The 24,342-nt window shown below is 37.7% G+C and carries 23 protein-coding genes; 5 read left to right on the forward strand and 18 right to left on the reverse strand.

Annotated features, from left to right (window positions below):
- Positions 1-1,788: 1,788 nt before the first annotated feature.
- On the reverse strand, positions 1,789-2,829 hold the full coding sequence (locus EPR_RS04240; protein ID WP_200764032.1) for a hypothetical protein: 1,041 nt from the start codon (positions 2,827-2,829) through the stop codon (positions 1,789-1,791).
- Between the two features lie 424 nt (positions 2,830-3,253).
- Positions 3,254-3,601 carry a type IV secretion system DNA-binding domain-containing protein gene (locus EPR_RS04245; RefSeq protein WP_200764033.1) on the reverse strand — a complete coding sequence of 116 codons (348 nt, stop codon included), beginning with the start codon at positions 3,599-3,601 and terminating at the stop codon, positions 3,254-3,256.
- 226 nt (positions 3,602-3,827) lie between these two features.
- Here EPR_RS04245 and EPR_RS04250 point away from each other — a divergent pair, with 226 nt between their 5' ends.
- Positions 3,828-4,208, forward strand: a complete 381-nt coding sequence (locus tag EPR_RS04250) for a YbgC/FadM family acyl-CoA thioesterase (RefSeq protein WP_200764034.1) — start codon at positions 3,828-3,830, stop codon at positions 4,206-4,208.
- Here EPR_RS04250 and EPR_RS04255 read toward each other — a convergent pair.
- From EPR_RS04255 to sdhA, 6 genes are all read right to left on the reverse strand, one after another.
- Positions 4,171-5,397, reverse strand: a complete 1,227-nt coding sequence (locus tag EPR_RS04255) for a type 1 periplasmic-binding domain-containing protein (RefSeq protein ID WP_200764035.1) — start codon at positions 5,395-5,397, stop codon at positions 4,171-4,173. The genes EPR_RS04250 and EPR_RS04255 overlap by 38 nt on opposite strands.
- Positions 5,385-6,047, reverse strand: a complete 663-nt coding sequence (locus tag EPR_RS04260; RefSeq protein WP_420827462.1) for a uracil-DNA glycosylase — start codon at positions 6,045-6,047, stop codon at positions 5,385-5,387. The genes EPR_RS04255 and EPR_RS04260 overlap by 13 nt, the downstream gene beginning before the upstream one ends.
- A gap of 62 nt (positions 6,048-6,109) precedes the next feature.
- Positions 6,110-6,490: a class II SORL domain-containing protein gene (locus EPR_RS04265; RefSeq protein ID WP_200764036.1), complete on the reverse strand. Its 381-nt coding sequence runs from the start codon at positions 6,488-6,490 to the stop codon at positions 6,110-6,112.
- A gap of 134 nt (positions 6,491-6,624) precedes the next feature.
- Positions 6,625-7,503 carry a CoB--CoM heterodisulfide reductase iron-sulfur subunit B family protein gene (locus EPR_RS04270; protein ID WP_200764037.1) on the reverse strand — a complete coding sequence of 293 codons (879 nt, stop codon included), beginning with the start codon at positions 7,501-7,503 and terminating at the stop codon, positions 6,625-6,627.
- A gap of 10 nt (positions 7,504-7,513) precedes the next feature.
- A complete protein-coding gene (locus tag EPR_RS04275; protein WP_200764038.1) occupies positions 7,514-8,482 on the reverse strand; it encodes a succinate dehydrogenase/fumarate reductase iron-sulfur subunit in 969 nt (322 codons plus the stop codon).
- A 17-nt stretch (positions 8,483-8,499) separates the two neighbouring features.
- A complete protein-coding gene (sdhA, locus tag EPR_RS04280) occupies positions 8,500-10,215 on the reverse strand; it encodes a succinate dehydrogenase flavoprotein subunit (RefSeq protein ID WP_200764039.1) in 1,716 nt (571 codons plus the stop codon).
- A 132-nt stretch (positions 10,216-10,347) separates the two neighbouring features.
- On the opposite strand from sdhA, the gene EPR_RS04285 reads away from it, so the two are divergent.
- From EPR_RS04285 to EPR_RS04295, 3 genes are all read left to right on the forward strand, one after another.
- A complete protein-coding gene (locus tag EPR_RS04285; protein WP_200764040.1) occupies positions 10,348-11,166 on the forward strand; it encodes a thiamine-phosphate kinase in 819 nt (272 codons plus the stop codon).
- Positions 11,167-11,236: 70 nt separating this feature from the next.
- Positions 11,237-12,310 (forward strand): tRNA pseudouridine(13) synthase TruD, encoded by a 1,074-nt coding sequence (gene truD, locus EPR_RS04290; RefSeq protein ID WP_200764041.1) that lies wholly within the window; start codon positions 11,237-11,239, stop codon positions 12,308-12,310.
- Between the two features lie 62 nt (positions 12,311-12,372).
- A complete protein-coding gene (locus EPR_RS04295) occupies positions 12,373-12,600 on the forward strand; it encodes a hypothetical protein (protein WP_200764042.1) in 228 nt (75 codons plus the stop codon).
- Between the two features lie 15 nt (positions 12,601-12,615).
- Here EPR_RS04295 and EPR_RS04300 read toward each other — a convergent pair whose 3' ends face one another.
- The 10 genes from EPR_RS04300 to murJ all read right to left on the reverse strand — a co-directional run bounded on the left by EPR_RS04300 (position 12,616) and on the right by murJ (position 23,590).
- On the reverse strand, positions 12,616-13,293 hold the full coding sequence (locus EPR_RS04300) for a YggS family pyridoxal phosphate-dependent enzyme (RefSeq protein ID WP_200764043.1): 678 nt from the start codon (positions 13,291-13,293) through the stop codon (positions 12,616-12,618).
- The gene (gene rseP, locus EPR_RS04305; RefSeq protein WP_200764044.1) at positions 13,286-14,350 is read right to left on the reverse strand and encodes an RIP metalloprotease RseP; all 1,065 of its coding nucleotides are present in this window, start codon (positions 14,348-14,350) and stop codon (positions 13,286-13,288) included. The genes EPR_RS04300 and rseP overlap by 8 nt, the downstream gene beginning before the upstream one ends.
- Before the next feature lie 15 nt (positions 14,351-14,365).
- Positions 14,366-14,896 carry a CDP-diacylglycerol--glycerol-3-phosphate 3-phosphatidyltransferase gene (pgsA, locus tag EPR_RS04310; RefSeq protein ID WP_234697176.1) on the reverse strand — a complete coding sequence of 177 codons (531 nt, stop codon included), beginning with the start codon at positions 14,894-14,896 and terminating at the stop codon, positions 14,366-14,368.
- 8 nt (positions 14,897-14,904) lie between these two features.
- Positions 14,905-15,672: an enoyl-ACP reductase gene (locus EPR_RS04315; protein ID WP_200764045.1), complete on the reverse strand. Its 768-nt coding sequence runs from the start codon at positions 15,670-15,672 to the stop codon at positions 14,905-14,907.
- Positions 15,673-15,674: 2 nt separating this feature from the next.
- Complete coding sequence (gene dapA / locus EPR_RS04320; RefSeq protein WP_200764046.1) at positions 15,675-16,562, reverse strand: 4-hydroxy-tetrahydrodipicolinate synthase; 888 nt, start codon at positions 16,560-16,562, stop codon at positions 15,675-15,677.
- Positions 16,555-17,826: a M16 family metallopeptidase gene (locus EPR_RS04325; protein ID WP_420827468.1), complete on the reverse strand. Its 1,272-nt coding sequence runs from the start codon at positions 17,824-17,826 to the stop codon at positions 16,555-16,557. The genes dapA and EPR_RS04325 overlap by 8 nt, the downstream gene beginning before the upstream one ends.
- Before the next feature lie 115 nt (positions 17,827-17,941).
- On the reverse strand, positions 17,942-19,033 hold the full coding sequence (locus EPR_RS04330) for a quinone-dependent dihydroorotate dehydrogenase (RefSeq protein WP_200764048.1): 1,092 nt from the start codon (positions 19,031-19,033) through the stop codon (positions 17,942-17,944).
- Between the two features lie 58 nt (positions 19,034-19,091).
- Entirely contained in the window at positions 19,092-20,798 is a 1,707-nt protein-coding gene (locus tag EPR_RS04335; RefSeq protein WP_200764049.1) for an ABC transporter ATP-binding protein, read from the reverse strand.
- A gap of 1 nt (position 20,799) precedes the next feature.
- On the reverse strand, positions 20,800-22,197 hold the full coding sequence (gene cysS, locus EPR_RS04340) for a cysteine--tRNA ligase (RefSeq protein WP_200764050.1): 1,398 nt from the start codon (positions 22,195-22,197) through the stop codon (positions 20,800-20,802).
- A complete protein-coding gene (gene murJ / locus EPR_RS04345) occupies positions 22,184-23,590 on the reverse strand; it encodes a murein biosynthesis integral membrane protein MurJ (protein ID WP_200764051.1) in 1,407 nt (468 codons plus the stop codon). The genes cysS and murJ overlap by 14 nt, the downstream gene beginning before the upstream one ends.
- 190 nt (positions 23,591-23,780) lie before the next feature.
- Here murJ and EPR_RS04350 point away from each other — a divergent pair, with 190 nt between their 5' ends.
- The gene (locus EPR_RS04350; protein ID WP_200764052.1) at positions 23,781-24,323 is read left to right on the forward strand and encodes a DUF2231 domain-containing protein; all 543 of its coding nucleotides are present in this window, start codon (positions 23,781-23,783) and stop codon (positions 24,321-24,323) included.
- The last annotated feature ends 19 nt before the right edge of the window (positions 24,324-24,342 follow it).

Genomic DNA, 24,342 nt, shown 5'->3' on the forward strand with positions numbered 1-24,342 from the left:
GTAAATTTTCAAAGAATCCTCAAAAAGACCGACATTAAAGCCAGACCTTTGTATAATATAAGATATGCATTTGCATTGCAGCTACAGCCGGGGTGCAGATAGGTTCATGAATATCGAAAATGATTTGGGCTAAGATGTCTCGCATACCTGAAAGATCTATACAACTTTATCGAAGAGAGCGATGAAATATGCTTTAAGAAAATAGAAAAAAGGCATACATATGGACACTTGATGATAAGAGTCTCTAAGATGCTCATAAAAAAAGGATTTGAGAGTGAAATGACGGGTTTATTACGAAGATTTTTTATTCTATAAAATTTAGAAAAATCCCCTAAAGAAGGGAAAGTATTTAAAATAGTTTTTCTAAAATTTGTATTTTAAGTGAAAAAATGGTCACGATTTTAGGCACGAAAATATAAAAATATATGATTCTCTACAAATATAAAATGATTTAGTAATAGTTTCACTTATCCGACTTATCCGGTTTTACTTTTTTTCCCTCAAAACCCCATAAAATGAACTTGTCCGACTTATCCTGGTTAAAATTGTTGTAAACTATAAAAGATAACAGCTTGGAAAAGCTATGATGTTTTGATTTTTTTACTTAGAATGTTAAAAATTTCTCTAACTTTTTTTTAGATAACTATTAATAATTAAGTGTCCTCCGAATCTTTCAATATCTAATATAATATCAGGTTTATGCCATGGATCCGAGTCTCTGATAACAGATAGAATTTTTTTAATAACTTCAGGAGGATTATCAATTAGTATTTCATATTCATTAACAGACATAATTACAATATTATCCGAGATATCCTTTGTTCCTTTTTTCTTCAAATGTTCAGAAAAATATTTTAATCCTGGAAAATAGGACATAATTACTATAATTCCAAACTTGTCTTTGCTTTTTGTATGTTCAAAGCAACTTATTATCTGATTATAAGCTTTTCTAAGATTTTTTTCAATTCATCTATTTAGTTTATCTATATCTGATTTCAAGATATTTTTTTCATCTATATATATTGCTTTTGCCTTAATAAAAAGTTCTGTATTAGAATCAAGTTTTAATTGAAATTCAGCAATATTGCTATGTTTTTTTCTAACTAGTTCTTCACATCTTATAATTTTATCTTTACCGAATGAAGCAATTGTCAAATTATATATATATTCTTCAAAATATTTTCCGAATTTACTTTTAAAATCAGCTGTTTTATGAATGTTGTATATTTTTGGAAACAGAGATTTTGAAATGGAATAAATCAACAAACTAATTAGAGGAACAAAATAAGAATTTTCATTACCAGCAGGAAAATTTTTTATGATTGGATACTAAGAAATAATCCTTTCGCATTTTATAGTATTCTTCGCAATATCTTTAGCTTTTGCTATCTCCTTATATTTTTCAGGTGTAATTGAAAAATGATTAAAGAATTTTTTTAAATCATCTGCAGAAACAAGATTATTTTCATATAAAAATTTTATATATTTGTTATGGTGAAGATTAAAAAAGCCGGATGTGTCATTTTCAATCATATAGTTTTAAACAAAGCATACCTTTAATAATATTTTATCGATTTTAACGATAGTGTCAAGTAAAATTGCGAACGTTAGTGTACACTATAGTTTAATATTAATAAAACTCATTATTTTTTATCATAATAACATTTAAATTATAACGACCGAAATAACCTGCCCGTCATGAAGCTACCGACAAACTTTGCAAACGGCTATCCCATTGAATCTGCACGAAAATTTGCCGACGAGTTGCAGTTCAGATTAATTGACTAGTTAATAAACAATATTTATTGTTTCAATAATTTTTCCATCTTGGTCTAGAATTTCGATATCAGTAAAGTCATAATTACAATAAAATGTGTTTTTTATCTCCGCCAAAGTGCCTGTAAATCCGATAGAATTTCCTTTATGGTATAGACGCATTTCTCTGATAAGTGGTGTTGAATTTAAAGTTAAATCAAGCAACCGTTTACTTAGCCAGCGTGCTACTAAAACTTGTTTAGCTATATTAAATGTACTCTCAATATTTTCTATATTCTTAGCATTACCATGACCAAAGTAGGTATGCCTAACTTGCCAAACATGATGTGCAATAACTTGAAGATCTCGCGATTCGCTCTGGAAATTTTTTGCAATATATATTTTCACATCTTTTAATTTGTAATTTTCTCCACATAAAATTTCACTTGCCTGATAAAATTGCATGAACGCAGCATCAATAAGGCCAGAAAATTGGTCTTCAAGACCTAAAATAGTTAATCCTGTAAGGTAGTGTCGTGTAGCAACTCTATGAATTGGATCCAAATTCATGAATGTATTAAAGTTGTTTGTCAGTCTTAATGACGCTGCATTTCTTTCTTCTATTTCGAATCCAATACCTCTGGTAAGGGGAGTTCTTGATGCGACAAAAGCAATCCCATAAAAAGGCTGAGTTGGAGGTATATAGAATTTGATTTCATTACATGTTAAAGGGAAATCGAGAGACAAGGATAATGCTTCAAGTTCATAAAGAGATATTTTAATGAACTCTTTGATATTTTCATTGGCAGTAATGATTGAACTTCTTTTTTGGATTATTAGTTCATTCGTGGAAGTGATCCAGGTTAAGTCAAAGTAGTTTTTTAAAGTCTCATCTTCGAACTGTTCTCCACCTTGTCTTATATATTCAATTTTCTCATAAATAAACTTTACTGTTTGTTCAGCCATTAAAGACGGTGTTATTTTGAAATGCGCAACACCAAATATCTCGTTTGTATCATTGAAGAAATCGAGATTTGTCCAAATATTCCACTCTCTATAACCAATTACAGACATTCATGTGACCTTAGTGTATTTTTCAGAAATTTAATTATTTTATAATAAATTATATCTATATAAATTTTAATTATAACTTCTTTAGTTTAAAATATATGAAAATACTATATAGATTATGATATAAACTCTTATAAGTAACATTAATATCAAACTATAGTTTTGTGATAATAATGCATATATAATTAAGGTAACATATTGCAAAAAAAGAAAAAACTTTTAGATATTCTAAAAGATTAAATTATAACAAAAAATTGTAGGAGGATGAGGGGAAATACTTCCCCCTCAAATACTGTCTAATTCGTCCAAAAACTTTGGAATTTCATCAGCTGGCATATTATCTGATAATTCGATTTATTTCTTTTTGATTTTTTCAATATTTGAAATAAACTTTGGCTCTTTTGGCTCTCTATGGATATATTTAAGCCTAGCTTTCGTAATATCCGGAGCAATATTTTGGTATAAAATTCAAGGTTGGCCAAGCGTTGTATTTCGATGCCAGGACAAGCGGTTTTGTTTTTTTCTGTTTGCTTGCGGTAATTCTATCTGCCATATCCGCACTTCCCATGGATCTGCTTTCGCTATATTCAAGGACTTCTTGCTGTCCAAGCATTTTTTCAAGAAATTCCGCATTTGTGGTTCTGTAAACAAATATCGTGTTTGTATTGCCAAGAATAGTTCTTGCAATCTCATTTTGGTAAATATCTTCAAGATGTTGAAATTCCTGTACGCTGTAAATAATTCTTCTACCTTTAGATCTGGCCAGTGTAATCATGTAATGGCCCCATTTGGGGGTATAGAAACAATGGCCGTACACCGTATGAAACTCTGTTGTAATTTATTAAACCAATTTAGAATCTAATAATTAATCTGTTTTGGAAGATTATTAGGAGTACAATTAAAGGTAGAGGACTATCCGGGTAACACTTAATAGAAATTATAATCGAGTTTTATTAAAATAACTGTTAACATATAAAGTATCGTATTTAAGGGAAAGAAGAGTGAAAATAAGAGTCTATTACGAAGATACAGATGTTGGCGGTGTTGTTTATTATGCTAATTATCTGAAATTCTGCGAGAGGGCGCGTTCTGAGATATTTTTTCAAAAGGGGCTTAAGCCTGTGGCAGGTGATTGTCATTTTGTTGTTAAAGAATTGCAGGCCAAGTATCTGAAGCCGGCATTTTTTGCCGATATTTTGGAGGTAAAAACCTCTCTTAAAAAGCTCGGAAGTACTTTTGTAGAGCTTTGTCAGGAGATTTATAAAGATGAAGAGAAGATATTTGCGATGGATATCAAACTTGTTTTTTTGTGCGACAGCAGGCCTTCAAGAATACCGGTAGAATTTAAAAATCTGTTTCTACCGCTTCTTCAAGAAAAATAAACCTGCTTCTCAAAGGCTTTTCTATTGTGGTGTTGTAGATTATCTGATTTTCCGATACCGGCTCTGCGAAAAGCCGTCTCTCTTTGTTTGCCATACTGAAAAAGTAGTCTATCCCCAAAGTTGAAGAGTAGTTTATCCAGTTGTATGTGATATCGTTTGAAAGCAGTGAGTTTGTCTCTATGAGAAATTCCGGACTTTTCCCGATAGAGTTTGCTATGAGCATCTTTTTTCTGTCTTTGTATTGGGTAAGAGTGAAAATAAGAGGCGTATAGTTTATCTGTGTGGAAAGTACATAATAAGGCTCAATATCGTATAGAGTCATCTGCGAAAGAATAAGACTGCTTTTGACAATGGGAGTATTGAGTATTACGGTGCTGTTATTTAGATCTCTGTTTCTTTTAAATACTCTTTTTAGATTTGAAGCGTGGTTTTTTACCGGAAATTTCAGTATATAGCTTCCCTGTGTATTCTGTTCCACGATTTCTGTCAGGTTTAATGAAAGGTCGCTGTTTTCATCGTAAAAGAGGGCCAGTTTTTCATTTGAAAAGTTCAAAAGAGTATCTATCTGTTCTTTGTAGTCTATGCCTCCGAAATATATGTTATTTTTGTCTATGGAAATATCGCTTTTGTTGATAGTAGGTATAAATATATTCAGTTCGGTTTCTATGGATGAGAGATTTAATGCTCCTTTTTTTGTCAAAGGTGCAATGACGTAGCCATAACCTTCGCTTTGGATTTTTTGAATAGCATCGAAGATAGTTTCATACTCTTCATCTTCCATATCGAAATGTTTGAGACTGAATTTGCTGTTTTTTGAGATGAGATATGCTAAAACAGAGTTTGTAGTTGAAACCGCATATCTGCCTATAACTTTACTTGAGGAGAGTAGTGCGATTCTCATTTCAGTTCCGAAAAATTTCGATTTTCGGATATTGAAAAGAGATGTGTAGACCTGATAAGCTTCGGCAAGTTTTTCATTGGCTCCTGCATAATTTTTGGCTTTTGCCAAAAAAGAGAATATCTGGCCGTTTTTTAGATACTCTTCAAGGCATATTTCGTTGCAGCTGTATACATCAAGATCGATTATTTCCGATTTTGGAAGAGAGATTGGCGATATCAAAAAACTCTTGGCAAAAAGATTTGAAAATATCAAAGTTGCCGATAAAAAAACAGTAATCACTCTTCGCATAGCAGCCTCTTGATTTTTAAAAGATCTAAATATACTTCTTTCTTTTTTGAAGGGTTTCTAAGCAGGAAACTCGGGTGATATGTGGGAATCAGTACTATTTTTCCGAACTTCACCGTTTCACCTCTGATTCTAGATATGGGTGTATTGTCACCTGTAAGGTATCTATAGCTTGTAGCACCCAGTGCGACAATTATCTTTGGTGATATTATCTCTATCTGCTTTAAAAGAAACGGCTTGCATGTTTGGGCCTCTTCCTCGGTAGGAACTCTGTTGTTGGGCGGCCTGCATTTTACAATGTTGGCTATATACACATCTTCTCTTTTTATTTCAAGAACGTTTTCTATCATTTTTGTCAAAAGCTGTCCGGCTCTGCCCACAAACGGTCTTCCGGTCTCATCTTCCGTCGCTCCGGGACCTTCTCCTACAAACATCAGGTCAGCGTTTGGATTTCCTTCACCGAAAACCACATTTTTTCTCGTTTTGGAGAGGCGGCATAGATGGCACGACATAACAATTTTTCTAAGCTCTTCCAGATTGTTCGGAAGATTCAATCTATTTTTTTCTATTTTGATATTATCCAAAAAATCGTACCCTATCCATTTTAAATAGTATAAATTTTTCAACAGCTGGAGTCTTTGCAGATTATTCATAGAGTGATGATAGCCCAATTGGGGTTAAAATGAGATAAAGCGGAAAGAGATTCCGCTTTATGTTATTCTACTGTAACTTTTACCGGGTCGCTTTCCCAAAGTCCGTGTTTTGTACAGTAGCTCATAGCAGTAAGAGTAAGATTTTTCTGAGGAATTATGTGAAAATCGACTTCTACATGGCTTTTTATATTTCCGAGTGTTCCTGGAGTGAATGTTGCCTGACCAAGCAGTCTCTCACCGTCCCATAGCTGAACGTATGCAATATAGTGGTCAAAATCATCAGGGTGAGTGTACTCTTCGCCTACTTTTACCTTCACTGTGAATTTTTCACCTTTTTTTGCACTGCTTTCACAATGAACAAATGGAGAATGTCTATCTATATAATCTTTTTTAGACTCTCTTTCAACTTCGCTAATATCTACATATCTGTTTATTTTTGGCATTTTGGCCTCCTTTTTTTATTATTGTAACACAATTGTAACAACTGGGAGTTTAAAAGAGGATAAATTTTATCTTATTTAAAAGGGTTTAAGAAGAGAAGCAGAAAAAGGGCAAAAAGCCCTTTTTGTCCTTTTTATTATGATGTTGCTACTTCTGTTACGTGGTGCTGGAGTCCCAAATCGCTTGGAGAAATGCCCAAAGCCAGACCTATCATTTGTGGAAGATGTATCACTGGAAGATTTATATCACGTCCCACCGTTTTGCTGATAGATTTTTGTTTTACATCGAGATTTAGATGACAAAGAGGGCATGGTGTTACCATAACGTCGGCATTATTGTCCATAGCGTCCAAAAGAGCATGCCCGCTTAGCAGATTTGCCGTTCTGGGAGCCTGAAGGTCAACGTGGAAACCGCAGCATTTGTTTTTGTGTTCATAATCTACACTATTCCCTTCAAGCGCTTCTATAAGTCTGTCAAGAGAAGTAGGTTTGTATGGATTTTCATTCAGATTGCTTCCATCGTGCAGCTCACTGGGTCTGATGTTATGACAGCCGTAAAAAGCGGCGATATTCAGACTGCTGAGCGGCTTTTCTACTTTGCTGCTGATGTTTTCAAGGCCATAGTCATCGATGAGTGCATACAAAAAGTGTCTTACTTCAGAAGTCCCTTTATACTCGAGTCCCACTTCTGCAAGCTTTTCATTTACTTTGGCTTTGAGCTCGGGATTTTCGTCGAGTCTCTTTTTGGTCATAGCGGTATTGAGCTGACAGGTATTGCATATGGTAACCATCGGCAGGCCAAGCTTTTCGGCATAGCAAATATTTCTAGCATTCAAAACCAGTGAGAGAAAATCGTCAAAGTCCTGGAGATGGCTTGCTCCGCAGCAGCTTGCTTCATCAAGAAGTACCAGTTCAATACCCAGTTTTTTGGCAACCGCCAATGTAGATTTTAGAAGCTCCGGCGTACTTTCTCTGGCCGTACATCCTGTATAAAGTGCATATTTTAGATTTTCCATACTCTTCCTTTTAAAACTTGGCTGTTGAAGAAATTTTGACGAGTTTTTTGATTTCGTCCATATTTTTCGATTTAGGCATATTCCAAGGCATTACGATTTTGCCTTTTTTGAACATCTCTAAAGCTTCCGGTATGTGTTTGACCACTGCGCACCCTTCGCTGTATGCAACAAGCATTCCTTCGTCAAGGATACCGTGTTTTTCAATAGATTTTTTAAACCCTACAGCATGTCGGCTTGCCACATTATTCTCAGCCACTCCCTCTTCGAAAAGCTGGTTGTGGAGTTTTGTGATTTTTGACTGCGGGTCTATATCTTTCGGACAAGCTTCGCTGCACTCGAAACATTTTACGCAGTCCCAAACTCCCGGTCCGATAGGGTCGACTGTTTTGAGTCTGTCTATTTTGGCGTTATCTCTGACGTCGGCATTAAATCTATAGGCTTTTACGAATGCTGCCGGTCCGAAATAGTCCTCGTTTACCTCTATGACCGGACATGCGTAGTAACAGCATCCGCACTGGATGCAGTAGTCTGCTTCTTCAAGTTTTTCTGCAGTTTCGGGAAGTATGATGTTTTCACATTCCGGATGTTCGTCTATGTCGGCGACAAGATAAGGTGTTACTGCGTTGTATTTTTCCCAGAAATCTTTTTTATCAACAACGAGGTCTTTTATCGCTCTTGACTTACTTGAAGGATCGATAGTCCAATCTGTTCCAAATATATCTATCAGATCAAATACCCTCTCTTTACAGGCAAGTACAGTTTTGTTGTTTACTTTTACCGCACAGCTTCCGCATATTCCGTGTCTACAGCTTCTTCTGTAGCTGAAACTTCCGTCTATATCCCATTTTATTCTGTTTAAAAGGTCGAGAACAACCTCCTCCTGGCTTACTTCGAGTTCGACTTTTTGATAATGAGGAAGGTAATCTGTTTCGGAATTAAATCTAAAAATATTTAGTGTTACTTTTTTTGTATTGCTCATATTTTTTCCTTTTGGGCCTAATATTTTCTCTCTTGAGGTTCAAATCTGCCCAGAGTTACATCCATATACTCAAGGCTGATATTTCCTTCTTCATCCATGTAAGCCATTGTATGTTTCAGGAAGTTTTCATCATCTCTGTTTTGATAATCTTCTCTGTAATGAGCTCCGCGGCTCTCTTTTCTTGCCAATGCTCCTTCAACAATAAATGCGGCATAGTCAAGCATATGCCCAAGTTCTATCGCTTCTTGAAGGTCTGTGTTGAATACTTTCGATTTGTCTTCTATTCGGATGTTTTTAAATCTCTCTCTTAGCTCTTTGATTTTTTCTTTCTGTTTTTTAAGCGACTCTTCCGTTCTGAAAACACCGGCATTTGCAGTCATGCTCTCTTGAAGTTCCGTTCTTAGTTTGGAAGTTTTTTCGGTTCCGTTGTTTGTCATGATAAACTCGAGCTCTTTTATCATATTTTGAGCATCTTCGGCAGTCGCCTCTTCGCAGGAGATTCCATTTTCCATATCTTTTATTATAGTTTCTCCCACATGTCTTCCAAAGAAGAGAGCTTCAAGCAAAGAGTTTGCCCCGAGTCTGTTTGCACCGTGTACACTAACGCAGGCGCACTCACCGGCAGCATATAACCCTTCTGCAAACTCATTTGTATTTTTTCTCACATGTCCCTCGATATCTACAGGTATCCCGCCCATGGAATAGTGTGCAGTAGCAGCAATATAAATAGGCTCTTTTATCATATCCTGTCCGAGGAATGTAAGAGCAAGGTCTCTTAGCTCCGGAAGTCTTTCCATTATGATCTCTTCGCCAAGATGGGTCAGATCTATGGCGACGGCATCTTTGTTGGGTCCTACACCTCTTCCTTCAAGTATCTCTTTTGTTATCGCGCGGCTGACTACGTCTCTTGGAGCAAGTTCCATCTTTTCAGGCGCATATTTTTCCATAAATCTTTCACCAAGAGCGTTATAGAGTCTTCCGCCTTCTCCTCTCGCAGCTTCGGATATCAAAATCCCACTTCCGGCAAGGCCGGTCGGATGGAACTGAACAAATTCCATATCTTCAAGAGGCAATCCGTGTCTTGCAAATATGGAAAGACCGTCTCCCGTGTTTGCATGGGCGTTTGAGTTTACTTTGAAGGCTCTTGCATATCCGCCTGTAGCAAACATAACGGCTTTTGCGTTGAAAACTGCAGGAGATGTATCTCTTAGGTTGTAAGCGCATACTCCTGATACTTTTCCGTTTTTATAAATAATATCGGCTACATACCATTCATCCCAAAACTCTACACCTGCTCTGTGTGCCTGCTCATATATAGTCTGAAGCAGGGTAAGTCCTGTCCTGTCTTTTGCATAGCAGGCTCTTGGTTTGCTCTGTCCCCCAAAAGGCCTTTGTGCAATTTTCCCGTCGCTTTTTCTGCTGAATGCCGCACCCATATGCTCAATCCATCTTATAGTTTCAGGTGCTTTGGAACACATCAATTCTACGGCATCCTGATCTGCAAGATAGTCACTGCCCTTTACGGTATCGAACATATGGAGTTCAATGTCGTCATCTTCACTGAGCGCTGCATTTACACCGCCTTGCGCAGCTCCGGAGTGACTTCTTAGTGGATGCAGTTTTGTAAGAACCGCCACTTTTTTGCCGGCTTTTTGTATCTCTCTTGCCGCAGCACATCCGGCAAGCCCGGCCCCGACTATTATCACATCATATTTATAAACAGGAATTTCCATCCAAGCTTTCCTTATGGTGAAATTTTTTTTGATTATATCATTTTATAATATTAAAAAGTTTAAAAATAGTTTTGCATTATGTTTTAAGAAGCTCTCTGTTACAATAATTACCAAAATTATGAAAGGATAGGGTTGGACAAAGAGAGTTATTTTATAAATCTTTTTAATAATAAGTTTATTGGTGACGATGCATGTGTTATAGATAATTATGTATATTCACAGGATGCCTTTTTTGAAGATGTCCATTTCAAAAGAGAGTGGATGAGGCTTGATGATATCGGAGAAAAAGCGATGCTTGTCAACATCTCAGATGCCTTAGCCATGAATGCAAAACCCCTGTATGCACTTCTAACGGTATCTATGCCAAAAAATATCACACCTTATGAGATGGAGATTCTCTCTGATGGCCTGAAAAGAGCGGCAGAAAGATACGGGGTGAAAATAGTAGGCGGAGATACCGTAAGCGGACCAAAACTTGATATCTCCATCACTATAATTTCCGAATCAAAAAATCCGATATTTAGAAAAGGGATAAAAGAGGGTAATCTGATAGCGTATACCGGAAAACTTGGAACTGTAAAAAAAGATCTTGGCAGATTACAAAGAGGTTTTAAAATACCTAGAAGTTCAAAGTTTATAAAACCAGTTTTAAGAGACAGTTTTATGAAAAAAGCTGCAAAATATATGAATGCCGCGATGGATATATCAGACGGTCTGTTTCATGATCTCGAAAAGCTTTCCCGTGCGAACAGGATGGGATTTGAGTTTTTTGAAAAAATACCAAAAGCTATCGGTTGTAGCGGCGAAGAGTTTGAACTGCTCTTTGCTTTCGACAAAAAATATCTACCTGTAATAATGGGAATTTCCAAAAAAACCAGAACACCTTTAACTGTTTTTGCAAAAGCGGCAAGGAAAAGTTATAAAAACAGATGCAGACCGCATCATTTTTAAGATAAATAAACAGTGATCAGTTTTTCGTAAGCGAATGGTCCTACATCAATATATAGTAAAAAGGAACCAAATGGATAGAATCTTTTTTTTGAATCACTCACCGATAGATTTTTATTTCAAACAGTCTCCTGAGACTTTTGTGGTCGAAGAGGTTCCTTTGTATCCTTTCAGCGGGGAAGGGGAGCATCTGATTTTGAAAGTCAGAAAAAGAAACCTTACCACCTGGCAGATGCTCCAAATTTTCAGCGAGCAGTTGGGAGTCAAAGTCAGAGATATAGGATATGCGGGACTTAAAGACAAAAATGCACTTACATATCAGCATATCTCCATAAACAAAAAATATGAAGGGAAACTCAGTTCTTTTTCGCATCCGGATATCAAAATCACACAAACCGATAGACACAAAAACAAGATACGTACAGGTCATCTGAAAGGAAACAGGTTTTATATAAAACTAAAAAAGGTCTCTAGCATTAATGCCAAAAAGATAGACAATGTTATAAAAATAATAGAAAAAGAGGGTATGCCCAACTTCTTCGGATATCAGCGTTTTGGAATAGAGGGAGATAACTATATACTGGGAAAAGAGATAGTGGAGGGAAAAAGAAGAGAGAGAAACAGAAAAAAAGAGAGACTCTTTGTAAATGCCTACCAGAGTCATCTTTTCAATCTCTGGCTATCAAAAAGGGTAGAGATATCCAAGTTTGTAGAGAGTTTCGGAAAAAAGGAGCTGATGACGCTTCTGGATCTGCCTGAAGGGATAATAGAGGAGCTGAAAGAACAGAGACAGTTTTTCAAGCTTCTGCCGGGAGATTTGGCTCAGCACTATCCCCACGGAAGGCTTTTTGAGATAGAGAGCGTAATAGAGGAGAGCGAGAGATTTTTTCAAAGAGTTATCAGTCCGACCGGACTGCTACCCGGAGCGAAAACGAAAAGAGCCAACGGACTTGCAAGAGATATCGAAAAAGATTTTGATGATGAAAATATAACCGCATACGGAGATAGAAGATTTGCATGGATTTTTCCGGAAAATATAGAGGGTTGCTACAAAGAAGAGAACGCATGGTATGAACTTCGTTTTTTTCTCCCAAAAGGGAGCTACGCCACAGTTTTGCTCGAAGAGATAGCGCATAGAAGGTTGTAACAAGAAAAACCGGTAAAAATTATGTTAATGTATTATTGCAGAAAATATGAAAAGGATAGAAGATGAGAGCAGAATATATAGAAGAGTGCAGGTATTCGGATGATATAAACCGGGATACCAAAGAGGTTTTTGAAAAGTGGATGAAAAGGTTTGGCTGGGATATTCCGGAACTGGATGAAGATGTAGCGGCCAGTCTGATACTCACAGAGATGCGAAAAGCACTTGAGGAGATGGAAGCCAAGTATTGCGGCAAAGAGTGTGATACAGAACCGCCTGAGTGCGAAGTATGACGCTTTTACGTCATACTATTTGAAAAAAAGGCTACCGATACGCACCATATTGCTTCCGCACTCAATGGCAAGTTCAAAATCGTGACTCATTCCCATAGAACAGATTTTGGCTCCGTGTGGCTGAAGAGCTTCGTAAATCTTGTATGTAGTTTCAAAACTTTTTCTTATCTCTTCTTCGTTATCGGTATGGGCGCCTATGGTCATAACGCCTTTTAGATTTATCTTTTTGCAGTCTGCAATGATTCTTTGATATGTGTCAAATGCCTCTTCCGGATAGACGCCGGCTTTTGTCTCCTCTTTTGCACTGTTTATCTGTAAAAGGCAGTCCATTACACTTTCCTTTGCTATAAGCCTCTTGTCCAGTTCAAGTGCCAGTTCATAGGAGTCAAGAGACTGCATAAGGAAGGGATTGAGGTCTATTAGATGATTTATCTTGTTCTTTTGAAGTCTGCCTATAAAATGCCATTCAATGGGCAGATGTTCAAGGGCCTGCGACTTTTCTTTTAGGTCCTGTACCCTGTTTTCACCGAAGGCTCTCTGGCCTAAGTCATAAAGCTCTTCTATCTCTTGTGTTCCGGCATATTTGCTTGCAGCCACTATTTTTACTATATGATACTCGCTAACTCTGAGTCTTGCTTTTTCGACTCTTTGAACTATCTCATCAAAGTTTTCTCTTAGTCTCATTTTATCCATTTGAAGCTCCTAAAAGTCTGTTTATGTCGTTGTAGATGCCCAGCCCCATAAGCATAAAGAGTACAAACCATCCCAGCAGGGTAAGTTTGTATAGCACCTCTTCACTGGGTGTCCTTTTTGTTATCATTTCATAAAGATTAAATATAATATGCCCTCCGTCAAGAGCAGGTATTGGTAAAAGATTTAAAACTCCAAGGTTTACAGAGATAAGCGCAGTAAGAGAAAAGAGTGCTACAATACCGATCTGACTGGCTTTTGCTGTAATATCAACGATAGAGATTACGCCTCCTACCTCTTTAAGAGGAACAACGCCTTCTATCATCTTTTCTATACCTACGATTATCATCTTGCCTGCCTGGACTGTTCTTTCAAATGCTACTTTGAATGATTCAAGAAAACCGTATTCTACTTTGACCAGATCACCCGAGGGAGCTATACCTATCATTCTTCTTTTTACTGTTTCGCCAAAAATATTTTTTGTTTCACTGATCTTGGGTATAAGTTCGAGATTAAAAACTTTTCCGTCTCTTTCAACAACAAGTTTTATGGTACCACGGCTCTCTTTGATAGCTTTACTCAGGTCTTCCCATGTGCGTATGGGAGTATCATCTATTTTTATTATTTTATCACCTTTTTTAAGTCCCGCTTCATATGCGGCGGAATTTGGCAAAACTTCTCCTATAACCGGAGCGTATGTGTCGCTGCCCATCAAAGCTATTGTAAAATAGAGCAAGAATGCAAGGAAAAAGTTTGCAAAGGGGCCTGCAAAAAGAATGATGATTCTCTGCCACGGTTTTTTTGAATTGTAGCTGTCAGGATCAAAACTTTTTTTGGTAGGATCGGTATCATCCTGGCCTTTCATCTTGACATATCCGCCAAGTGGAATGGAACTTAGAGCCCATTCGGTCTCTCCTATCTGCTTTTTGGCGATAACTTTTCCGAAACCGATACTGAATCTTTCAACCTTTACACCAAAGAGTCGGGCTGCTAAAAAATGGCCAAGTTCATGAAAAAATATTAAAAAAGATAAAACCAGTAAAGAAACTATAAAACCCATTAAAGTCCTTGTTAGTTATTGCTTCATATATTCCCTGATATACTCATATCCTGAATAAAGTGTAATCGCAACGGCAAGCCAAAGCAGGACTTCACCAAAAGGCCAGTTCATTATAAGAAAACCTATGGCAAACATCTGAATTACAGTTTTTGTTTTTCCCAAAAATGATGCTGATATCTCTTTTCCTTCTCCTACGGCAGCAACTCTGAGGCCTGTTATGAAAAACTCTCTTGTCAGTATCAGATATATTGCCCAGGGATTTGCACGTTCAAGCATCATAAGGCCAAGAAAACCGGCAAGGGTGAGCATTTTGTCTGCAAGAGGGTCCAGAATTTTACCAAGTTGGGTAATCTGATTGAACTCTCTTGCAATATATCCATCAAAAAAGTCGGTGATTGAAGCCAAAACAAATAAAAACGCCGCAAAAAAATCGAGCCATGAGGGATGGATATTCGGAAAAAGATCCCTGTTGACCAGAAAAAGAAACATAAAAGGCGCTATTAGCAATCTGATCAGAGCCAGAATATTGGGAATATTCAGTATCATAATCTTTATTATCTGAAACTGCTTCCGCCGTCAACGACGATGGTTTGTCCTGTTATCCAGCCTGCATCTTCGCTGCATAAAAACCAGCATGCACCGGCAAGATCATCGGGTCGTCCCATTCTTTTGATAGCTGCTCTTTTTACCGTTTCGTATTTAACCTCTTCATAATTTGGAAAAGCTTTAAGGGCATCGGTATCGATAGGCCCACCGCTAACTGCATTTACACGTATATTCTTTTCTCCAAGTTCCATGGCGGCATATTTTACCATTGTTTCTACTGCCGCTTTAGCGTTGCCGTGTCCCGCATAGTTTGGAGTATAGACTATATTGCCTGTTGAACTCATACTGATTATGCTTCCGCCGCCGACTTTTTCCATTCTTTTAGCTGCTTCTTGAGCTCCAACCACAAAAGCAAGAACTGTTGCAGTATAAATATTATTAAGACCTTTCTGTTTAAGTCTCATAAATGGAGCGAAACCTCCGACAACGGCGCGACCTGAAATTATTGCATTGGATATAAAAAAATCGACTCTATCAAAGTCTTCGTCGATTTTTCTAAAAAGCTCTTTGTACTCGTTTGGATGCATTATGTCCAGAGGATAGCATCTGGCTTTTATACCATAGTTCTCTTCCAGATCCTTTACAATTTTTTGCGCTTCCTCTTCGTTACTTCTGTAAGTAAAAGCTACATTTACTCCCTCTTTGGCAAATCTATAAACTATCGCTTTGCCGATTCCTCTCGTTCCACCGCTTATTACCAATGTTTTGTTGCTCATTTTTACCTCACGATTTCATATTTTTTCAAGACTTCTTCTATCTTTTTCATATTTTCTTTTGATGGTGCCACAAGCGGCAGTCTGTATTCTAGTCTGTCCAAAAGTCCAGCTATATACATGGCCGCTTTTATTGGAATAGGGTTGCTTTCACAGAAAAGCACTTTATTTAATTCAAACAGTTCGTCATTTATGAGTTTTGACGTGTCGAACTGACCGGCTATTCCTGCATGTACCAGTGTGGAAATCTTATCTGGCATAATATTTGCCGTGACGGATATAACTCCCATGCCACCGTTTGCAATAATCGGATAGTTTATGGCATCGTCGCCGCTTATTACATAAAGTTCCGGCCTGTTCGCCAATAGTTCTACACATCTTTCGATAGAACCTGTCGCCTCTTTTATACCATATATATTTTCCACATCGTCAAAAAGTCTAAATACTGTTTCAGGCTGCAGATCTACACCGGTTCTTCCCGGAACGTTATAAAGAAGAACCGGTATATCAACTGACTGGGCTATAGCTTTGTAGTGCTGATAAAGCCCCTCTTGTGTTGGTTTATTATAGTATGGCGTAACCGATAAAATAGCGTCGGCTCCGGCTTTTTGTGCAAAACTTGCCAGATCGAGCGCTTCTGCCGTAGAGTTGCTTCCTGCACCCGCCATAACTTTTGTTTCGGTATTTTTACAGACCTCTACAGCTATCTCTATACATCTTTTATGTTCATCATGGCTAAGTGTTGCGCTCTCTCCGGTTGTACCAACCGGTACAACCACATCTATCATATTTTCACACTGTCTTTTTATAAGTTTCGCATATCTCTCTTCATCGATTTTTCCATTTTTGAACGGCGTTATAAGAGCCGTCATTGCACCTTTGAGTCTATTCATTTTTCTCCCCGTTGTTTTTTCTCAAAATCAGAGTAGTGGAATTTTCAGTTTTGAAATATTTTTTGGCCGTTTCGCTTAAATTTTCTATTTTGAGTTTGGCGATATTTTCTTCATATTTCAAAAGCGGTTCAAGATTGCCCCGTGCAAGATAGCTACCGAAAAGATCTGCGACGTTGCTTGAATTTTCGAGAGAAAATATAAAGTCGGCTCTTGTATTTATTTTTATTTTTTCGAGCTCTTCTTTTGTGATTTTTCCCTCTTTGATCTTCTCTATCTCTTTTAAAAACTCTTTTTCCACATCGGCCGCTTTGACGCCCGGGTTGCAAACGGCAAGGAAAATGAAGACACCCGGATCTTTAGTTTCCATATTATAAGCGTATATCTGATTTACAAGTCTTTTTTTATCAACAAGATTTTCATAAAGTCTGCTGCTTTTGCCATCGCTTAAAAGCGAACTTATAGCAGAGAGTGCAACCTGGTCGGGATGTTCAAAATTTGGTATATGATAAGCTATCGCTATCATTTCAACTTCGCTTTCTTTGTATATCTCTATCCTTTTTGGGCCATCCTGTTTCGGTTCAACCTGATGCACTTCAGGTATATCGCAACAGTTTTTTATATGACCGAAATATTTTTGGGCATTTTCAAAAACTTTTTTCGGATCTATATCGCCGCTGACCACAATTATGGCGTTTTGAGGCTGATAGTATATTTTATGAAACTCTTTTATATCTTCTATGGTCCAGTTTAGAATATCTTTCATAAAACCTATCGGGGTCCAGTGGTAGGGATGATATATATACGTGTTGTTAAAGAGTCTGAAGTATAGATATCCTACTGGATTATTATCTGTTCTCCATCTTCTCTCTTCGGCTACAACTTTTCTCTCTGGCTGAAACTCTTCATCTTTGAGTTTCAGGTTTTGCATAAGTTCAGCAAAAAGTTCAAGTGATTTTGAGAGATTTTTAGCGCTTGATTTTATGTAATAGTGCGTATAGTCAAAACCGGTTGAAGCGTTGTTGATGCCGCCATAACCTTTGACTATCTCATCAAATTCTCCGGCTTTTAAGTTTTCGGTGGATTTGAAATTGAGATGTTCGAGCATATGGGCTATTCCGCTTTTTCCCATTACCTCGTTTCTGCTGCCAACTTTGTAAAATATATCGGTGGTGATAACACCGCTTTCGTTATGCATAGGTATAGCTACCACTTTAAGGCCGTTATCTAACGTTTTTTCGTAATACTTCGGCAATGTAGAGGCCATCAAAACTCCTGTGAAAATTATAGAAAAAATAACAAGTTTTACCGTTTTTATCATAATACCTTCTTTGTATTCGAGTCTTTTGCCAGTTAGTCGTAACTCTTTAATTGACAAAAAATTATAAACTGGTATGTGACGACTGATTGGCTGAGCTTTTCAAATCAGACCCAATTACTTCACTGATATGAGTGTATCCCTCTTTTTCCATAAGCTTCAACAATCCTTCGTTTATCTCTTTGACAAGACCCGGGCCTTTAAATATCAAAGCGCTGTAAATCTGAACAGCGGAGGCTCCTGCTTTGAGTCTTTTGTAAGCCTCTTCGGCAGAGTCTATACCGCCAACAGATATGAGAACGGTTTTTCCAAACAGCTCTTTTGCTATGGCTTGAAATATCTCAAAACTCTTCTCTTTAAGCACTTTTCCGCTTATTCCGCCAAAATCTTTTGAATCCGGCAAAAGAGAGTAATCGACTGTGGTATTTGTCGCTATTATCCCGTCTGCACCCGCTTCGACAGCCATAGAAGTAAGATCAATAGCCTGCGATTTTTCCATATCGGGCGCGATTTTTAGTAGTATAGGCGTGTCGGTGATATCTTTTGCCATATTGAAAAGCGCGTTTATGAACTCCTCGTTTTGCAGGTCTCTTAGACCAGGTGTATTTGGAGAGGAGATATTTATCACCATATAGTCGCAAAGTTCTTTGAATCCTTTGATAAGCTGTTCATAGTCGTTAAGTGCTTCTTTTTCAGGGGTTATTTTGTTTTTTCCTATATTTACTCCCACAGGCGTTACGAAAGGAAATCTTTTTTTGAGTCTTTGCTGGACTTTGTACATGCCGTCATTGTTAAATCCCATAGCGTTTTGAATGGATTCGAATTGTGGATATCTGAAGAGTCTGGGCTTTGGATTTCCGCTTTGCGGTCTTGGGGTAACGGTACCTATCTCTGTAAAGCCAAATCCAAGAGCAAGCATAGGTCTTATCATTGTGCCGTTTTTATCGAAACCTGCGGCCAGACCGATGGGATTGTAAAAAGTTTTGCCCAAAATATTCTGACCCAATCTCTCGTCGTCCACAAAATTTTTTTCGATAAAAGGATTGAATAGAACAGGCAGCATATCAGCGGCTCTGAGTGAACACTCTACTATATGATGCGCCGTCTCAGGGTCAAGTTTGAAAATAATATTTTTTATCTTTTCATATTCGAACATATCTACCCCAATTTCTATAATTAACACGGATTATACTTAAAAATATATAAATAGCCAATTAATGAATCGTTTTTTGCAGATTTTGGTAAACATCGCATTTTTCAAGAAGCTCTTTGTGTTTTCCTTCGCAGACTTTTTGTCCCTCTTTGAGAACTATTATTTTGTCTGCATCTTCAATGGTGCTCAGTCTGTGTGCAACGATAAATGTTATCTTTTCTTTTGAAAATTCAAATATTGCCTCTTTGATAAATCTTTCGCTTCTGTTGTCAAGTGCACTTGTAGCCTCATCGAGTATCAGTATCTCCGGATCTTTATAAAAAGCCCTCGCTAAAGCGATACGCTGTTTCTGTCCGCCTGATAGGTTTGCTCCTCCCTCGCTCAGAAGAGTATGTATACCTTCCGGGAGCTCTTTTACAAATTCCCATGCATACGCTTTTTTTAAAGCTTCTATCACTTTTTCTTCATCAACATCTTCGCCATATGCAACATTCTGGGCTATAGTGTCGTTAAATATATAGATGTTTTGTGTTACATAGGCTATTTTTTTATGGAGGGACTTGAGTCTGAACTCATCAATAGGTATACCGTTTATGAGTATCTTTCCGCTGTCGGGGGCATAGAATCTTACAAGTAGGCTGACAATCGAGCTTTTACCCGCACCGCTGTCGCCAACGAAAGCCACACTCTCTCCTCTGTTTGCTTCAAATGATATACCTTTGAGCACCTCTTTGTCCTCATAGCTCAGTTTTACATTTTCAAAGCGGATATTTTCTATTTTCTCTGGTAGGTCTTTGTCACCTTCTTTCACAGTCGGTTTTATGCTCAAAAGCTCAAACATTCTTTCTGTAGCGGCTACAGCGTCCTGCATCTTGTTATATAGTCCGGAGAGTCTCCGTATCGGGTCATAGAGCATAAAAAGTGCAGCCGAAAAGGCGAAGAAACTACCTACGGTCATATGGCCGTCAATAACCTCTTTTCCGCCTATATAGATGACAAGGCCTATGGCGATAGAACCCAGAAGTTCCATTACCGGAGAGGTGAGGGCGTTGGTTTTTATCTGTTTTATAGCGTATTTGAAAACTCTTCTGTTCTCTTTTTCAAATCTTTCAAGCTCATACGGTTGAGTCGAGTTTGATTTGATCACTTCGATATTTTGAAATATCTCGTTTAATCTTGAGGTCAGGTCAGAAGTGCTCTCCTGTGAGAGTTTTGAGTATTTTTTCATCTTTTTTGCAAGTTTGCTAAGAGGTATGACAGCCAGAGGCATAATGACAAGAAAATAGAAACTAAGTTTGGGACTTAGATATATGACGTATCCCACAAGTGCGATAATAGTCAAAATCTCCCTTGCAAATTCGGGTATCATGTTTGAGACAACGTTCTGTACTCTCGCTATATCGTTTGTTACACGGCTGAGAAGTTCGCCGGAGTGCTTTTTCTTGAAAAAGTCGATATCCTGATGCAGAAGATGTCCTACAAGATTGTCTCTGAGTCTTCTGATTACATCCTGCCCGATATATGTGGTATAGTAGGTCTGTATATATCTTCCTAGACCTTTGAGAAAAAAGACGCCAAATATGGCAAAAGGCATGATTTTTAACATCTCTTCGTCTTTATTGATAAATATCTCGTCAAGAACAGGTTTTATCAGTTGTGCAGTTCCTGCAGTTCCTACAGCGATCATTACCATACCTATGATGGCAAAGAAAAATTGTAGTTTGTACTCTTTCAGGTAGGGCAGGTAATATCTGAACAGTTTTTTCAATCTACGCCTTCTCCCATAATGTGCCTTGCGGGGTATCCATGATGTTTATCCCCATATTCTGAAGCTCTTCTCTTATAGCGTCCGCTTTTTTGAAATCTTTCGCTTTTTTGGCTTCCGTTCTCTTATCTATAAGCTCTTCGATTTTTCTTTTTGTATCTTTGTCGATACCGAGCTGGAAATACTCATACGCATCTTTTGTACCGATTGCCAATACCTCAGTTATTAGTTCAATATTGGCAGCGGTTTTCTGTTTGAAAGCTTTGTCTTTGGGGTTTTTATCCAGATGTTCGTTTGCCTGGGCCGTCATTGCATCGATTACTGCCAGGGCTTTTGATATATTGAGGTCTTCTTGCAAAGCTTCAAGAAAACTCTTTTCAAACTCTTTATCCGCAGATGAGGGCTTTATGCCATATATCCTCTTTTTTAGTCTGTATATCTTATCGAGTCTCTTTTTGTTTTGCAAAAGATCCTCTTCGTTGAAGTTCAGGCTCTGCCTGTAGTGAGTTGCCAGCAGATAGAAACGGAGTATTTCTCCATCATAAATCTTAAGTGCATCTTTGACAAAAAAGCTGTTTCCAAGACTTTTGCTCATCTTTTCGCCGCTTATAGTTACAAAACCGTTATGCATCCAGTATTTTGCCAGCTTTTGGTGATTTGCGCATCTGGTCTGTGCAGCTTCGTTTTCGTGGTGCGGGAAAAAGAGGTCTGCACCGCCGCCGTGGATATCTATGGCATACTCTTCGTTTTTGTAAGCGAGAAATTTGTCTATCATCGCCGAACACTCTATATGCCATCCGGGTCGTCCTTTGCCAAAAGGCGAGTCAAAGCAGATATCGTTTTCGCCTTTGCAGGCTTTCCAGAGTGCAAAATCGCCGCTGTTTCTCTTTTCGGGATTTGGTTCTACGCGGCTCAGGCTCTCTTCATCGCATTTGTGTGAAAGAGAGCAGTACAGAGCATCGCTGGAGATGTCAAAGTAGATATCGCCGCTTTTGGTTCTATATGCGCAACCCTGTTCCAAGAGTCTTTCTATCATCTCAAACATCGCTTCCAAAGACTCGGTAGCTTTGGGCTCAATGTCAGCTCTTTGCACATTAAGGGCATCCATATCTTCAAGATACCTTTTGATATAGTATCCTGTTATCTCTTCTAAGCTTTTTTTACTTTCAAACACCTTTTTTATTATTTTGTCGTCTATATCGGTAAAATTTTTCATAAAAGTGACTTTGAAACCCAGTTTTACAAGTGTACGTCGGAGCAGATCAAAAACAATGGCACTTCTTGCATGTCCGAGATGAGCGTCATCATAAACTGTGGGTCCGCAGACATAGATACGCGCTTCTTTATCTTTTACGGGTTTAAAAACCACCTCTTTTTTTTTGGAACTGTCATAAATAACCATCAATGAAACCTTTGGCCAGATATAAGATAATTATCTCTATTATAATAGCCGCTATCAGATATAGGGCTTTTTTATCCGCAATTATAACCAAAAATCTTTTGGTACCAAACTCTTTGACAGTCATGGCAAAAAGCAGAAAACCGGATAGCGTAGATGCAAGAGCCAGTCCTGCCGCCTGCAAGGGAAATATAAGCAAAACAGAAAGCACGATGTTTGCGCCAAGAGATACTCCTGCTATCTTTGCCGCTTTGCCGTGCCGATCGGTAGAATAGAGCCAAAGGGAAAATATCTTTGCCAAACCATAGGGCAGGAGTCCGCCCATATACATCACCAGTACCAAAGAGGTATTTAAAGTATCTTCTCTTGTGAAAGCCCCTCTTTCAAAGAGAAGCCATACAATCTCATGTGAGAGCATAATGCCGCCCACTGTAGAGAGAGTCAGCAGAAAAAAGAGCAGCCAAAACCCTTGAGTTAAAAATTTTAGAGCTTCATTTTCCTTTTTCTGTTTCAGTTTTTTTGAAACGGAAGGAAAAATAGCTGTAGCCGCTGCAATGGCAAAAAGTGCGAGAGGAAGCTGAAAAATCCTGTTTGAGTAGTATAGATAGCTTATTGATCCGGCTGCCAGGAAAGAGGCAAGCCATGTATCGATAAAAGCTGATATCTGCGCCGCACTGTTTCCGAATATGGAGGGAATGAAGTTTTTGTTAAACTTTGCGATATCTTTTTCAATCTTTTTGTAGCCTGATTTGAGTCTAAAAAATCCACCTATGAACATTTTGCAGAGATTCAATTTTTTCAGCGCTATCAAATGGACTCCAACCTGTAAAAAACCGCCTACTATGACTGCAATGCTAAGAGCCCATACTATCTCCTCTTCAGCTTTGTTTCTGGATACAAGAAGAGCTGTTATAAGAGCAATATTGAGTAGAGCTGTTGAAAATGCCGTAGTAGCAAAGTGCTCTTTGTATTGCAAAAGAGCGGCTAAAAATGTAGCTATAAAAATGAGATCAAGATAGTAAAAATTCAGAGCCACATACGGAGCCGCTTTGACTACCAGTTCGTCGCTGAAACCAAAAGCTATCAGTTTGGTTGCATAAGGTGCGAAAAAAGTTACAAGTATCGAGATAAAAAGGATGATCGCCAAAAATCTCAAAAAAACCGCAGCCTGAAAGATGCTTTTGTTCTTTGAGGCGATAAAAGAGGGCATGAAACTCTGTATGAAAGCTCCTTCGCCGAAAATTCTTCTGAAAAGATTGGGAAATTTAAAAGCTACGAAAAATATATCGCTGTAAACGTTTGCGCCGAGGATAGAAGCTGTAAGAAGGTCTCTTATAAAACCCAAAATCCTCGAAAACAGGATGCCAAAACTGTTTGTAAAAATCTTTTTATGCATTATTGTCTGCTGTTTGCAGAAAAAAAGTGGATTTCTCTGCAGGTTTTTTTATAAAATTAATCGTATTCATAGGGTAATTATAGCAAAAGGGTGATTATGAGATATCAAAAATATTGTGAAAATGAATTAAACCAAAATCAAGATAGGAATTGGCATAATCAAATTAGTCCGATGGTTTAAAGGATTTATCATGGAAGTTTTACATCCTCCATTTGTTCATTTTGTAATAGCTTTGCCTCTGGTGTCTCTTTTTTCCCAGTTGACATATCTTGCTACCAAAGACAAAACATATTCGAAAGCTACGACGCGAATACTTGCTTTTTCTCTGCTTGTATCATTTTTTGCTCTTTTTACAGGAATTATCGATGCTCAAAAAATCATAAACAGTTCATATATTCTAGAAAAGGGATTAAAAGAGATTGAAGAGCATAAGGAGTTTGGGTTTGTAGTTGTTGGAATGCTGTTTGTAACTACATTGTTAAAATGGATTGCATGCAGAACAAATAAATTTGATTTAGAAAAGTATTCTGTTGTTTTTATTGTAGCTACAATTTTGCTTTCGCTTTATCAAGGCAGAGAGGGCGGGATAATAGTTTATAAATATTCGGGCGGAATCAAAGATGATATTGTTAAACAGAGAATCATGGATAAATTTGACCCGATTGAAGATAAAGAGTGTATAGAAAAAATTAAAAGAATAAAAAGCGTTAAGAAGAGTTTTCAGGAAGATTAACAAAAAGTTACAATCTGCT

It is taken from the genome of Nitrosophilus alvini, assembly GCF_015100395.1.
Taxonomy (GTDB): domain Bacteria; phylum Campylobacterota; class Campylobacteria; order Campylobacterales; family Nitratiruptoraceae; genus Nitrosophilus; species Nitrosophilus alvini.